Below are 15,094 nucleotides of genomic sequence, written 5' to 3'. Positions count from 1 at the left end.
GGATGTCACAAGTAGGATATCCCCTTTCTTAAAGGGGATGACTTAGACGATAAATTTATTCAGGATTGCGTCTTGTTCTTTGATATGTTGCGTTTGTGTATGCATCGCCGAGTTAGCACGAATGGCCGTGTCTGAAACTTGGACAGATAAATCTTTGATCCTAATTGTATTACTGTTTATTTCTTCGGCAACGAGACTTTGTTCTTCAGCCGCAGAAGCAATTTGTAGGTTCATGTCTGTGATTTGTAATATGGCTTCACGGATCTTATCGAGTGCAGTGTTAGCATCTTGGGCGCGGGTAACGGCATCTTTTGCGGTTTCCTTACTTTGGTGCATCACTTCTGCCACGGCTCGGGCTCCTTGCTGAAGTTGTTCTATCATATTGCGGATTTGTGTTGTCGATTGCTGTGTTTTTTGCGCGAGAGTTCTGACTTCATCGGCTACAACGGCAAAGCCACGCCCTGAATCTCCCGCCCTTGCAGCTTCAATTGCCGCATTTAAGGCCAACAAATTGGTTTGATCTGCGATATCGTTAATGACTTTTAAGATAGTCGCAATATTATCTGTCGCAGATCCTAAGATTTTGACTTCAGATACTGCCATATCGATTTCGGAGGATAAGGCATTAATCGCCTTCGTTGTATCGCTAACGACGCGAGTTCCTGCACTGGTGGCGTCGTCTGCTTCTTTGGCTGCAGAGGCTGCACCCTGAGCATTGCGTGCGACATCTGTTGAGGTCGTTGCCATTTCATGCATTGCGGTGGCAAGTTGTTCGAGTTCATGTAGCTGCGAGTTCATTGCATCAGTTGATTGTTGTAACTCTACCGATGTCATTTCTGAACTCTGATGGATGAGTCGACCAATCGATTTAGATTCAATAATAAGTTGTTGAAGATTAGCAGTGAAGGTATTGAAACTAATGGCTAAAGATGAAAACTCAGTATCGGTTTTTGTATTCAAACGTTGGGTTAAATCACCTTCTCCAGAAGCGACATCTTGAATCGCATCATTCAAGGTTTGCAATGGGCGCATCAAAGTTGTGATGAGTAGGAGAAGTACAGTAATACTGATAAGCAAAGCGATAACCGTATAGAGAATAGAGCTATTGCGTAAATCGGTTACGGCGGCATAGGCAATATCTTCATCTAAGATAACGCCGACATACCAGTTTTCTCCTGCCACTTTAGAGAAATCTAAGGTGAAGTTTTTACCATCAATACTCACTTTTTGAGGTTGTTCCATCACTTTGATGTTAGGCAGATAGTCAGCCATTGGAGTACCATTTCGCTTTTCTTCTGGGTGGGCGATTGTCGTTCCATCCTGCGCAACAATAAACACATATCCAGCGTTGAATAGCTTCACCTCATTGACTAATGTTGCTAATCCAACAAGGCTAACATCATAAAAAATTGCCCCAATAAATTGACCGCTCTCTTTTACGGGGGTTGCAATAGAGACAAGAATTTCACCGGAGGCAGAGTCAGGATAGGGTGCTGTGATGATCAATTTATCGGCTTGTTTTGCATCTTTATACCAAGGTCTCGCCCTTGGATCCCATCCAGCGCCGGGATCCCAACTCGGATTATTATTAATATTAGTGCCATCCTTTTCGTATCCGAAACCGATAAGCAAAAATGCATTTTTGACCGTGGGACGCGTAATAACGCTACTGATGTGGGCTGGGGTGAGATCTTGCTCTATCAAGCTAGTGGTATAAGCTGCCAGTTGTTTACGTGCTTCTATTTCCGATGAAACAGTGTTTCTTACACCATCAACGATTTCAGTGACACTGGCTTCGACTTGTGCCTGCATTTCCTTCTGGATGGAGTAGTATTGTTTTATTGTGAGTAGCGTTACTGTCACTAAAAGTAACGCAGAGGATGCGGCGACAATCTTATGACTGAACTTCATTGTTATTCCTCTTTATTAAAAAAGCACTACTAGATATATAGTCATTCTTTTACACGAGAGCCAGCATAGACGTTGATTTTTTTGGGTTTTGCGAGAGGTAATGTGGGTTATTTGGGAATGAGAATTGATGAGTATTATCGTTGATCAGAGAAGCCTTTTTGGCCAGTCCAGGTTAACTTACTTAATGGCACATTGCAGGTGTATATCTTAGGCTAGATCCTATGAGCTAGCCTAGATGTTGTGACAGACAGTGTGATCTATAGGTACGCAGTGCGGCGGCATAGAATGGTTAAGCGGTTTTAATTTATATTCATCATTAAAGTTGGACAGTAAAGATCACATCTTTACCTGCGGTCACACTTCCCTGAGCTTTATCAAGATATTTAACGTCTTCCATATTGGCGAGGACTACAGGGGTAAGCAAACTCTCGACTTGATCCCTAAGATACTCAATGTCAAACGCTAAAATCGGATCGCCAGCTTTTACAGTTTGGCCTTCTTCCGCAAGTCGCTTAAAACCTTTGCCACGAAGTTCAACGGTACCCACTCCAAAATGCACAAATAGCTCTAAACCTTGTGGTGACTCTATGCTAAAGGCGTGGTTGGTTTCGAAAATTTTACCAATAGTTCCATCAATTGGGGCAAGCATTTGATCACCTTTAGGCGCAATTGCAATGCCGTCTCCAACAATTTTTTCTGCAAAAACAACATCGGGGACTTTTTCAATGGCGACAATATCACCACTCACAGGTGCATATACCATGATACCGCCGGCTAAATGGGGTTGCCCCGATACCAATCGTCTTATGCGGCTTAGAAATCCCATAATGTTGAGCCCCTTGTATTGATTTTTGTCATTATTTTTTCGATCCGTGATGCAGCATAACGAATAAATTCTACTATTTATAGCTTGTTATACATTGCTGTAAGGTTGCAATTCTATCTTGTTGTAATGCAGTGTGCGCTAGCGCAGAAAATCGTTCAAAATCCCCTTGGCAGATGGCAGCTTTAACTTCTAACAGGGAATTTAAATTCACGCTCAGTTCATCAAGACCCATACCAACCAATAAGGGCACCATAAGAGGTGAACTGGCAAGTTCACCGCAAAGTGATACTTTAACGCCTGCTGATTTCGCCTGTGATATGGTCATTTTTATCAGGGCAAGTATCGCAGGGGAGAGTGAGGGATAGTCCCGTGTAAGCTGCGGATTTGTACGATCGGCTGCCATGGCATATTGGGTTAAGTCATTGGTGCCAATACTTACAAAGTCCAGTTTAGGCAGCATGGCACTGAGGTTGAGTACTGCGGCAGGTGTTTCTACCACAATGCCGTAACTCAATTCGCCATAACCTTTTTCTTCTTCCTCTAACGCAGCTTGACATTCGGCAATCAGCTTAAAAATTTGTTCGAGTTCCTCGACTTGATTGACCATCGGAAACATTAATCGAATTGGGCCATGATTAGCGGCCCGGAGCGTGGCTCGTAATTGGGTTTTAAACAGTTCAGGGTGCGCCAAAGTGTAGCGTATTCCCCGTAACCCGAGTGCAGGATTCTCCTCCACTTCCTGATATAGACAAGGCAATTCTTTATCGGCCCCTATATCTAAGGTCCTAATAGTGAAAGTTTTTCCTCCAAGAACATGTAATGCCTCGCAATATAGGCTGTACTGTGCTTTTTCATCGGGTAAGGTTCTGGCATTCATTAGCATAAATTCGGTACGAAATAACCCAATACCGTCGGCACCAACATCACTTACATGGGTGATATCGTTCAAGTTGCCCACGTTTGCTAATAGGTTAATCTGGTGCCCATCTTGAGTTTGTGCAGGGACGTTTTTATAGTCATCGAGTGCTGCACGTCGAGCCTGTTCATGGTGCAATGTGACCGTCAGCCGAGCTTGCTCCTCTGGCGTAGGCTTTACCCACAAATCGCCATTAAGGGCGTCGAGAATTAAGGGCGTACCATTGGGAATACATTCGGCATCAAACTGGCAACTTAAAATAGCGGGAATTCCCGCGGCTTTGGCTAAGATGGCGGTATGGCTGGTTAACCCGCCAGTTTTCAGAACGATACCGCTAATATGTTCCTTTGGCAGCAAAGCAAACTCAGCCGGGGTAAGATCTTGAGCGAGCAAAATCGTGGGAGAATGTAGTTTCTCTAAGCCTTGATCTAAGTGGCCATGGATGGCAGAAACGAGACGTTGCCCAAGGCTGCGCACATCCTGCGCCCGATTGGCTAAATAGGGGTCGTCAAGGGATGCTAATTCATTAGCTTGGTGAGCGAATATCCGCTCAACTGCGACGCTGGCAGATAATTGCAGAGTCCTAATGGCATCTTTGACTTGCTCAATAAGTTCTTCATCTTGTAACAGCAATAAATCGGCTTCAATAAGCTGATAATTTTCACATTCGGCAGAAAGTTTAGCTTGGCTATGGCTAAGTTGTTGTTGTAGTTCCTGTAATGCTTTGAAAAACTTTGCTTGCTGTTGTGGGATCCTCGCGAGGGGAATGGGCCGATAATCGAGGTAGTTTTTGGTGTAGTTAAGGTGTAATGCCTGTCCAAAGGCAATACCCGATGACACTATGATCCCTGTTATCGACATATTGATTCCTACAATTTACGCGTAATTAAATGCGAAATAGAGTTTAACTTAAGGTAATTAAGAGTGTGGAGACTTTTTCAACTGCATCCTGTGCATCTTCCCCATCGGCAAACACTCTAACAGTAACACCATGATATAAACCTAATGTTTGTAATTTAAATAAACTTTTAGCACTGGCTTGTTTACCATTGCACTCCACTAAAACATCACAGTTAAAGGTTTTAGCCTCTTTGACGAGTAATGCTGCTGGGCGAGTGTGAATACCATGTTTGGCGGTAATAGTGACAAATTTTTCATACATAGCGGATCCACTCTTTTACGTTCTACTGTGTTTCTTGTGATTCGATAACTTGATAACCCTGTTTTCTTAGAGCATCAATGGCACTGGTGAGACGACTTTGTTTCACCAGAATATAGTCGGTATCGAAAGTTGAAAGAGCAAAAATACTGATTTGTACGTCGGCTAATGTACTAGAGACTTTCGATAAAATGCCCGTCATTGAAAAACCGAGAGGCCCAAGCACTTCTATACAGCACCAATGGCCTTCTTGTTCAAGACTGTCTAGTTCAACATCACTGCCGATAACGACCGTAAAACCTTCTGCAGTTTTACTGATAAAATACACATCTTCGGCAAAGATGTTGCTCGGTAGTTGGGCATTGGGGCTAAAACTATGGATGGTGTATTGCCGAGTGTGAACGGCTAAAGTCATGCGCATCGGCTGTTCCTCTGTTGATATTTGTGACAGGATACCCTAATCCTATTGGCTTAGGCGTGAGGTTTTTTGTTTTGAAACATTTTAATTAAAAAAGGCGCCGATTGGCGCCTTTTTACATGTACCTTGGGCCAATTAGATTTTAAATTGACCTAGTGTATGGGACATATCTTGGCTAATGTCCTGCAACGATTGTGCTGCATGGCTGTTACTTTCATTTGCTTTGACCGAAACTTCGGTTAAATCTGAGATATTACAGATATTTCGGTTAATTTCTTCTGTCACTAATGACTGTTCTTCCGTTGCGCTGGCAAGCTGAGTGTTCATATCACTAATATGGGCAATCAATTGCAAAATAGCCGCCATTGATTTACCTGCTTCGTGAGCTTGAGCTTGCAGTTCATCGGATTGATGTTGGGTTTGGCTATTACTTTTCATCACTGAGCTAACACCGGATTGGATCTCAGTGATGATCTTCTGAATCTCATTCGTCGAATCTTGAGTACGGTTAGCTAACGCTCTGACTTCATCGGCAACGACAGCAAAACCACGACCATGACTACCCGCCCTTGCGGCTTCAATCGCAGCATTGAGTGCCAGTAAATTGGTTTGTTCAGCAATACCGCGGATCACATCAAGAATACTGCCAATTTGCCCTGAGGCAACGCCAAGCTTTTGGGTTATGATTTCAGAGGCTTTAAGCTCTTGAACGAGTTTTTCAGTGTTGCGGACGGTATTGTCTATTACTATTTGGCTTTGCTGAGCTTGTTCTTTAACACTATTTGCTGCATCTGCGGCTTGTTGGGTATTGTTCGCCATTTCATGGGTAGTTGAGAGCATTTGATTCACCGCGGTAGCAACACTGCCGGTTTCACGGTGAATATGCTCAGCACTTTGATTTGATTCTTCAACGGCTTGCATTAATTGTTTTGCATCGTTATCCAATGAATGGCCAAGAGGTTGTAAGTGGCCAATCATATCGCCAATTTTTTGTGCAAAAAGATTAAAAGCTTGGGCAAGGTGGGCTATTTCATCTTTACCTTTAGTGCTTAAACGTTGGCTTAAATCCCCTTCACCTTGGGCAATGTCTTCCAATGCTTCAATGGCATCGTTAAGTGGTGAGGTGATGGAGTGATTTAATACGAGGAAAAAGGCAAAAATGGGGACAGAGATTAAAAACATGATAATCAGATAATCAACGATGACCGATTTAAGGTTTTTTTCTACATCGCTAAGATATGCGCCAGTAACAATCGTCCAGCCCCATTGAGGATAATAACGGGCTTCGGCAAGTTTATCTTCAATCACATTAGTGACAGGATTCTTAAATGGATATTCTAAGGTGGTTTTTGCATTTTTGCGCGCTAACGGCAACATGGTTGCTAATGGGGTTGAACCATCTGTCAGCTTAACATTCATGGCCGAAGTGCCAATTAAAGCCTTATTTTCACCGTGTGCAACGATTTGATTTGTATCATCTATCACAACAAAATAACCCGCGCCAGCATAACGAATTTGGGTCATTAATGCCGCTGCAGCTTTTTTTGCCTCTTCTTCGGTGGATTTCCCATTAAGGGCATCTTGGCGATGGGCATCGAGTATGCTCAAAACACTGCCAAGTTGCCCGTCGATCTGTTGCCATTTCTGCTCTATCAAATTGTTGTACTGTAATTTTATTGAAAAGCTAGCAAAACAAACAGTACCTATTGCCGCCATGATGAGCATTATCATCAGTCGTTGCAATATTGTCAGTTGACGTAAAAATGTGATCATTTGGGTTCCTTAAAGGCACAATACACACAAAAATAGTGTAACTCAATATACATGCGAATCATTGTTAATTGAATCACTTACTACTAAATTTAGTAACAGGTTAATAAGAATCGAAGGTTTCTTTGATCTTAAGCAGGATATCTTATTCAACGGTTTTGAAAAGTGAGTGTTAACGAGCCTATTCTTTATTCGCCCTGTTTTTGAATTGCCATATCATCTGGAAGACTAACCTAATATCAATAGGTTACAGGTTTTTCACGGTTTTATTCTTGATAAAAGAGGCTAATCAATTGTTTTAGTTTTGATTTTTTTGGGTTTTACGCGCAAGATTAATTCATCGTTCAGTTTGAGAATTGATTATGACTACAGACACAATTGTTACTTCGGATGATATTTTACTTAAGCTATGTCATTCGGTGGCCCACGTGTTATCGAGCACGAGTGCTAGCCATGTTAGCCATGCGGGTATGGTGCAGAGTATTGCTCGGACTCGCCTTAAGCCAGATCTTGGCTGTTTTTCTATTTTTGATGGTGGTTTTTCTGGACTTGTCGTGATCAACTTTTCAGCTTCCGCCGCCATTGAGATCTATCGTCGGTATATGTTGAATATGGGAATGCCGGAGTCCGAGTTGGCGTTTTCCCACACTTCTGATGAAGTGGGAAATGTGATGGGGGAGTTAATGAATCAAATTCTTGGTGATTTTATTAATAAAATCTCTAAAGAGTTGCAAACATCCATTAGCCAAAGCCAACCTAAGATGTTGACTATTAATAAAGAGTTAACTATTTCTATTGATGCAAATTTAGATGATGCTGTCGCAAGAAGGGTGTCCTTTAAAACAGAAAATAACCATATTTTCTACCTTGAGTTTGCAATGGATAAGACTGAATTTATTAAGTTGGACGAGTTTGAATACGATGAGGAATTCGATCCAGATAGTTTGCTTGAGCAACATGGTAATAACGGTGCGAGTAACGATAGCGATGTATCACCTTGGTCCAAAATGAAAGATAAACCCGCGATAGCCTCACTTACAACAGATGCTAATGCCGATGATTTACTTGACCAATTAGGCCTTTAATTAATAAGACTCTTAATCTGCGCAATAGACGAATGTGCACAGCATTCGTCTATTTTAGTGGGCTTAAGGGTTCTATTTCGCGCTGTATTGGCGGATAAATTTAGCCACATCGGCTTTTGTTTTTTGAGTTATTTTTTGCATTAGGCTAAAAGGCGGTGATGTGATCGCAAAATCACGCTGTAAATCCGCCAGCATGGCTAACCATAAGTGGCCAGTCATTTCTGCATCGGCTAAAGCTCGGTGAAAGGTGCCGTTATTAGGCAATTGTTTATAACGTACTAGAGTCGCCAGTTGATGATTGCTCGCTAAGGGGTATAAACGTCTTGCCAGTAGTAAAGAACAGGCAAATTGGCCTTGATACTGGTGGTGGATATGGGCAAATTCAGCATCAAGAAAGCGTTGATCGAAGCCTGCATTGTGTGCCACTAAATGGTTATCGCCAATAAAATCGGCAAAACGTGCCATCACTTCGTGGCAGGGGGCGGCATTTCTCAGCATTTGGTTGCTGATCCCTGTGTAGTCTTCAATAAAAGTGCTGATCCTAAAGCCAGGATCCATTAGCTCTGAAAATCGTTGGGTTATCACGCCATTTTCAATCAATACTGCACCAATTTCGATGGCTCTAGCTCCTTGATTGGGTGATAAACCCGATGTTTCAAAATCAAGTACGACGAGGGTATTTGCTGGACTAAACGTTGGTCTTTTAGGCATAAATGAGTCGATTTATCTATTGTAGATTGACCTTCAATTGGATCTCGGTCACTGTTAAATTACGTGTGGTTATCATAGGGTTAAATTGCATAATCGAGATCGAAACTTATCTTTAAACCTAAGTTATAGGCGTGATTTTGGTTCAAATACTCCATTAATTCACTATCCATGATCTGTGCCAAGGTCATCGGCCTTGCCTCCCAGCGCGGTGCATGGCCTGCATCATTGCAGTGGGCAAGATACACACGATGTTTACTTTGCATTATCCCAAAATAGTGCATATTGCAGCGCTGAGCGATGGAAAGATAAGGCTCAAAATCGAGTGCATAAACCTGCATATTCTGAAATACGGACCATGGAATATAGCGGGTCTTTTCATAGCATATAGCGGGCAGATTTGCTTCCGGCGCTATGTTATCAAATAGCGCGGTAACCTCTTGTATGTTATTTAATTTAATGATGTTTTCAGCCATCAATCTTACTCCTTAACCCCAAAGTCTATCGGCAAGACCCGATGCCCTTTGGGTGACTTGGCTGCTGGCTCGCTCAAAAACTTGCTGGGTGCCTAAGCAAGTAAAATGTGCTTTCGCGCGGGTAATTGCCGTATAAATTAATTCTTTAGTTAATAGTTGCCACTGAGCTAGGCTTGGACTCGGTGGTAGCACCAAAGCCACGCGATTGAATTCACTCCCTTGGCTTTTATGCACTGTCATCGCGTAGCAGGTTTCATGCTTTGGTAAACGTGCGGGTAAGACTTTAAGCAGACCACCGTCGGCCTTAATAAAGTGTGCCATTAGGCGTTCGGGTTTATCTTCATCCTGTAGAATTAGTCCGATATCCCCGTTAAACAAGCCTAAGTTATAGTCATTACTTTGGATAATAATCGGGCGGCCTAAATAAAACTCCTGTTGTGGTTTGATAAGTTTGGCATGGGTGAGCGCTTGGGTGACATAGCTGTTAATACCTTCTACCCCATAATCACCCGAGCGCATGGCGCATAAAATCCGGTAGTGGTTAAAACGCTCGATAATTTCTGCGGTGCTAGGACGATTCCCTATATCCTGATTTAATAAACCGAGGTAATCGCCATATTGTGCGCATGCTTGTTCAAGCAGTAAGTTAAGCCCAGTGTTGTGTGCCGGTTCACTGACTTTTGCTTGGGTTTGGCTCAGGTGAGTACTGTGTTCTAACCAGTTAAGCTCCGCAAATCCTTGGCGCCACACCTGTAGAATCCCTTGAAGATCAGCGCGATTAACTGCACTTGCAAGGAGTCCTATGCCCGCATCCCCTTTGAACCTATGGCTATGCATTAACATACATAAACTATCGCCCATTTGGGGGGACTGGCTGATAAATGGTGTTAAGTCATAGCCTGTCAATATACTGAGCTGTGTGGCCTGTTCGAGCGAATAGCGCATTTGCCAAAGTGATTCTTGTGTACCTCCTTGCGGCATAGGCAGTTTTAAACCTGCACAAATATCGGCAAGTACAGCACCCGCTTCAACGGAAGCCAACTGATCTTGATCGCCCAGTAAAATCAAACTGGCATGCTCTGGTAGGGCATTTAACAACTTATACATCATAGGTAAATCTACCATCGAGGCTTCATCCACGATCAATAAGTCGAGCCTTAACGGATTACCTTGATGGTGGCGAAACTGAGGTGAATTAGGAATGACCCCAAGTAGTCGGTGTAAAGTAGAGGCCTCTTCTGGTATTCGGCTGAGTGCGGTTAAAAATATTGCTTGGCTATTGTCACTTTGATTAAGGCTCAGTTCTTTCGCAAGGCGGGCTTTTGAGGCCTTAATGGATTCACTTAAGCGCGCCGCGGCTTTTCCCGTAGGAGCGACTAAGCGGATCGTTTGGTTTGATTCCAATTGCAACAATAATAATAGCTTAGTCACCGTTGTGGTTTTACCTGTGCCAGGCCCACCGGTGATAATCGCCAGCTTTTTGCCAAGCGCGGTGGCCGTTGCCACTTTTTGCCAATCAATTATTTCGGCATTGTTGGCAGGGAATAACTGATCTAAGTGACTTTTGAGATCCTCAACTTTTACAGTATTGGTTTGTGCGGATAATTGAATTAACGAGGTGGCAACAGCAGTTTCAAACTGATGATAACGCTGTAAGTAGAGTCTGCCATTTTCGATAATCAGGGGTTTATTGCTGCCAGCTTGGCCCACGGCATCAAAGGTTTGCAGAATGCTAGTTAATTCATCAAGGGTTAATGTGATTTTACAATGACTGACTTGCTCTGCCATGGGGTTGAGGGGCACGATATGGGCAAGTACTAAGCAACTATGCTGTGAAGATAACTGTTGGCTCAACAGCGCACAGAGTAAGATAAACAGGGGATTTTGGCTATCACCTTGATGTAACTGACTCATTTGTAGTGCAAAATGTCGATCGAGCGATGTTATCAATCGCTCTTGCTCCCACTGTTTGAGTAAATCAGCTAGTGGCGCCGTAAGTTGGATGGCGCCATAGTCAAGCCAATGCTCCGCTGAATGAGCGTGCGCATTTAAGCCGAATGTTGAGCGCATCATACCGTAACTCCAGTGTCGATAAATGGGTTATCAAATAAAGCATCCAGCGCATAGATCAGTGCCTTAGGCGGTTTATCATAATAAATACCATAGCCAGGATATTGAGCAGACATTCCCCTTAAAAACAAATAATAACAACCCCCTATATGGGTGTCATAATCATATGCGGGCAGGCGCAATCGTAAGTATCTGTGCAGGGCGAGGGAATAAAGAATGTACTGTAAATCATAGTGATGTTCTTTAATTGCTCCCTGAAGAGCCGCCTGATGGTAGGTATATATATCATCACCGAGATGGTTGGATTTATAGTCAGCAATGTAAAATTTACCTTCATATTCAAAGGTTAAGTCAATAAAACCTTTCAGCATACCTTGAAGATCATCAAATTTAAGGGTTGACCTATAACCAAATTGATTCAGTAAGGCATTAAGTTGTGTATCTTTTAGCGCGTTAAGGGGTAAATAAAACTCCATTTCAACTAAGGTATCTTGTTTTGATAATGTGGCCAAACACAGCTTTGGATTGATAACTGGAGTCGTCGCTTCGGCTTCAGCGGGCATCAGTGCAAGGGGTGCCTTGAGGATATCAAGATACCAAGCATGCAAGACGTCTACCCATTCGGCTGCGATACCATATTGCAGCATGGCTTTAGGAAGTTGCTCAGGTAAATCGAACTCTGCCTTTGTAAAATCAATTAGCTCGAGCACTAAGTGCATAAAACTCCCCGCGTTTGCACCGCGCTCAAAGTTAAAGCGATTAAGCCCAAATGGCTTAGGATCTAAGCTGTTATCGGTTTTAAGTTGGTCGCGTGATGCAACACCTTGTTCTAAGACGCTGAGCGCTTCATCATCGGCACCGGGCGCGGCTTTACCGTGGCTGGTATTTTTCACTAAACCAGAATAACTGCCGACTCGCCAAGGTGTACTGTACTGGCGATGGATTGTTTTGGGGGCGAGTGTTTGCGTTGCATCATGGCTTGATGGCAATGTTTGCAGGCTAGTTTCTTCTGGTATTTTATCAATGCTAATCGCATCAATACGTTGGGCAAGATTTTGTGCTGCTTGGCTGATACGGTTAAAATCACAATCGGCATCGGTGATCCCCAGAAGATAGCCAATAGCGGTTTCATGGAGCTGACTTTTAAGGCCATTTTTGAGTTGACGGCTGTGGTTAGCGATATACAAGTAACACAGATACACAGGCCGAGTGAGTGCCACATACAATAGCCGGAGATCTTCGGCCAAGGTTTCTTGCCTAAACTGCTCCCAGCCTTCCTCTGTTCCTTCAATATCCCACACTAACGCTTGCCCATGAGTCTGGTTTATTTTGTGGTAAAGCATAGGTGTTGGGCGACGGCGATTGTCCCGCGCCAGACTGACAAAGGGCACGAAACAAACGGGGTATTCGAGTCCCTTACTTTTATGGATAGTGACGATTTGCACTAAATTCTGCTCGCTTTCTAGGCGAAGCTGTTGTTCATCTGTTCCTGTATTATCAATAAGTTGTTGTTCATACCAATTGAGTAGGGCACTTATCCCGTCGAGTTCCGTGGCCTTTTGCTGTAATAGTTCAGCTAAATGACGAAAGTCGGTCAAGCGCCGTTCACCGTATGTTATTTCTTGTTCTTGATTGCTATCCAACTTGGGCTGAGGTGCGTGCAGCAAACGTTCGATAAGCGACGTACTATTGGCAAGACTGAGCAGTGCCGGCATGATGCCGCGTTTTTGCCAGATAGTGTGTAAATCAAAAAACTGTTCTAACAGTTGTTGTCTCTGCTCTTCATTTTGGTTAAATGCATGAATTTGTTCTGCGTTATAACCAAGTAATGCCGTGGCGAGGGCGCTTCGCAGTGCGCGCTCATCTTTGGGGTTTGCCAGTGAGCGTAGGATCAACGCCATTTCTCGCGCTTCAAGGGTATCGAATACACTGTCGCGACTTAAAAACACGGCACCGATTTGGTGCTGACTGAGTGCCGCTTTCATTACTGCGGCTTCGTTACGATCACGCACTAATATGGCAATGTCTTTAGCCATTAATGGCCCTTTAGGGGTATAGCATTCACCATGGGCGGCACTCGTTAACAAACGGGTGATTTCTGCCGCAGCATCGTTAGCGAGTCGATGCCTTGCCGTGGTTTTATTTAGGCCATTTTCGGTTTCACTTAACAGTCTTACTCTGAGCGCAGCGGGATTTTCACTTGGCTCGGTTAAGATTTTATGCTTCGCGCTGCTGGGGGTTTTGACGCTGTCAAAGGGAATCGATTGACTGATAAAAGGATCGGGATGTCGGCTAAATAAATGGTTAACGCCAGCGACCATATTGGTGCTTGAGCGGTAGTTTGTATCTAAGTGGTAGTGGGCTTCAGTGGCTTTGCGAGCCTCGATATAGGTATAGATATCGGCGCCACGAAAAGCATAAATCGCCTGTTTAGGATCGCCAATCATCAATAGACTGAGGTTTTTTTCAGCATGATTAAGGTGATTATCAGTTGGTAAATTGAATGCGTGATGGGGTTGATAAATGCTTGAGAAAATAGCAAATTGCAGGGGATCTGTGTCCTGAAACTCATCAATCAATGCCACAGGGAACCGACTTGCTACCGCTTTGGGTAAGGTCTGACGGTTGGCATTTAATGCATCGGCCAAGGTGGTTAGTAGGTCATCGGGCGTCAATACATTTTGTTGTTGTTTTTGTTTTGCAAAACGCGCGCTAATCCCCTGTTTAGCACTATACAAAAACGCGGGTTTAACGGCTTTAATGAGTGCCGCCAATTGCTCCATATGATCAAGCAGTGGAGCTTCGCTTACACTTGGGAGCACGCCGCCTTTATTGAGCTTAAGTTCCGATAGGGATAAATCCTCCAATACTTTTATGGGCGGTAGACCATTTCCATAGGCAAGCCAATTATCTAAGGCATCGAACATCGCCGCGAGTTTAGGGTAATGCTCCGTTGCTTTACCAAATCGCGTGCCATTAAGTGGTAGGCTATGCAGTAACTCGAGTAATCCATCACGGCCACGTGGCCAAGCTAACTTGAAGCGTTCTAAACTCTGGCAGAGGGATTGCGCTAAGGTGGTAAAGTTTGCTGTTGGGCTAAGCGGTTGCGCTTGGCTCGCCCCCAGTAATGGCCGCAGTTGTTTGATTAAACCGTCGGGCTCGCCAAACTCTTTTGCGATAACTTGGGCTAAGTAGTCTGGTAAGGGATAACAAGCCTCACGCCAAAAATCCCGCACAGCATGGTGCAGGAATTCGCTATCATCTAAGGTAAAGTCTGACTCGAAAAGCAGGGATGATTCAAAGGCAAGATCCGACAAAATGCGCTGGCAAAAACCGTGAATAGTAAAAATCGCGGCTTCGTCGAGGGATTTTAGTGCTAAATCGAAACGCCTAAGGGCAATTGAGCGTTCATCAACAGGCGTGTTGTCGTAAAGTGCTTGTACAAAGGGATCCTCAATCGGCAAGCCTAAAAAACACTTAAAGGCGACTTGAATGCGGCGACGAATACGATCCCTTAATTCTTCAGTTGCGGCATTGGTAAAGGTGACCACTAAAATTTGTTCACAGGTTAAAGGGGTATCGATGCCATCACCTAGGAGTAAACGCAGATAAAGACCTGAAATAGTATAGGTTTTACCCGTTCCTGCGCTGGCTTCTATCAGCCGACTGCCGCCAAAGGGCAATGTCAGTGGGTTAAGTGCCTCAGCCTGATGTTGTACTGTTGGCGTTTGGGTTGTCGTGTGTGTACTCAACAT

At 43.7% G+C, this 15,094-nt stretch carries 11 protein-coding genes; 1 reads left to right on the top strand and 10 read right to left on the bottom strand.

The window, feature by feature from the left end:
- Window positions 1–42: 42 nt before the first annotated feature.
- From MZ182_RS10625 to MZ182_RS10600, 6 genes are all read right to left on the bottom strand, one after another.
- Window positions 43–1,911 carry a methyl-accepting chemotaxis protein gene (locus MZ182_RS10625; RefSeq protein WP_011789217.1) on the bottom strand — a complete coding sequence of 623 codons (1,869 nt, stop codon included), beginning with the start codon at window positions 1,909–1,911 and terminating at the stop codon, window positions 43–45.
- Between the two features lie 316 nt (window positions 1,912–2,227).
- Complete coding sequence (gene crr, locus MZ182_RS10620) at window positions 2,228–2,737, bottom strand: PTS glucose transporter subunit IIA (protein ID WP_011789218.1); 510 nt, start codon at window positions 2,735–2,737, stop codon at window positions 2,228–2,230.
- A 73-nt stretch (window positions 2,738–2,810) separates the two neighbouring features.
- Window positions 2,811–4,514: a phosphoenolpyruvate--protein phosphotransferase gene (gene ptsP / locus MZ182_RS10615; RefSeq protein ID WP_248066922.1), complete on the bottom strand. Its 1,704-nt coding sequence runs from the start codon at window positions 4,512–4,514 to the stop codon at window positions 2,811–2,813.
- Between the two features lie 43 nt (window positions 4,515–4,557).
- Entirely contained in the window at window positions 4,558–4,815 is a 258-nt protein-coding gene (locus MZ182_RS10610; protein WP_011789220.1) for an HPr family phosphocarrier protein, read from the bottom strand.
- 22 nt (window positions 4,816–4,837) lie between these two features.
- Window positions 4,838–5,233 carry an ACT domain-containing protein gene (locus MZ182_RS10605; protein ID WP_011789221.1) on the bottom strand — a complete coding sequence of 132 codons (396 nt, stop codon included), beginning with the start codon at window positions 5,231–5,233 and terminating at the stop codon, window positions 4,838–4,840.
- Between the two features lie 132 nt (window positions 5,234–5,365).
- On the bottom strand, window positions 5,366–7,003 hold the full coding sequence (locus MZ182_RS10600) for a methyl-accepting chemotaxis protein (RefSeq protein WP_248066924.1): 1,638 nt from the start codon (window positions 7,001–7,003) through the stop codon (window positions 5,366–5,368).
- A 359-nt stretch (window positions 7,004–7,362) separates the two neighbouring features.
- Here MZ182_RS10600 and MZ182_RS10595 point away from each other — a divergent pair, with 359 nt between their 5' ends.
- Window positions 7,363–8,085 carry a DUF3334 family protein gene (locus tag MZ182_RS10595; RefSeq protein WP_011789223.1) on the top strand — a complete coding sequence of 241 codons (723 nt, stop codon included), beginning with the start codon at window positions 7,363–7,365 and terminating at the stop codon, window positions 8,083–8,085.
- Window positions 8,086–8,157: 72 nt separating this feature from the next.
- Here MZ182_RS10595 and MZ182_RS10590 read toward each other — a convergent pair whose 3' ends face one another.
- From MZ182_RS10590 to recB, 4 genes are all read right to left on the bottom strand, one after another.
- A complete protein-coding gene (locus MZ182_RS10590) occupies window positions 8,158–8,796 on the bottom strand; it encodes a PolC-type DNA polymerase III (protein WP_025007710.1) in 639 nt (212 codons plus the stop codon).
- Between the two features lie 80 nt (window positions 8,797–8,876).
- Window positions 8,877–9,269 carry a hypothetical protein gene (locus MZ182_RS10585; protein WP_025007709.1) on the bottom strand — a complete coding sequence of 131 codons (393 nt, stop codon included), beginning with the start codon at window positions 9,267–9,269 and terminating at the stop codon, window positions 8,877–8,879.
- 12 nt (window positions 9,270–9,281) lie between these two features.
- On the bottom strand, window positions 9,282–11,342 hold the full coding sequence (gene recD, locus MZ182_RS10580) for an exodeoxyribonuclease V subunit alpha (protein WP_248066927.1): 2,061 nt from the start codon (window positions 11,340–11,342) through the stop codon (window positions 9,282–9,284).
- The gene (gene recB / locus MZ182_RS10575) at window positions 11,339–15,094 is read right to left on the bottom strand and encodes an exodeoxyribonuclease V subunit beta (protein ID WP_248067047.1); all 3,756 of its coding nucleotides are present in this window, start codon (window positions 15,092–15,094) and stop codon (window positions 11,339–11,341) included. Before recB ends, recD begins: the two co-directional genes overlap by 4 nt.

It is taken from the genome of Shewanella sp. JNE2, assembly GCF_023159115.1.
GTDB lineage: Bacteria > Pseudomonadota > Gammaproteobacteria > Enterobacterales > Shewanellaceae > Shewanella > Shewanella putrefaciens.
The sequence above is the reverse complement of the archived record's forward strand: the minus strand, read 5'-3'. Positions and strand labels throughout refer to the sequence as shown.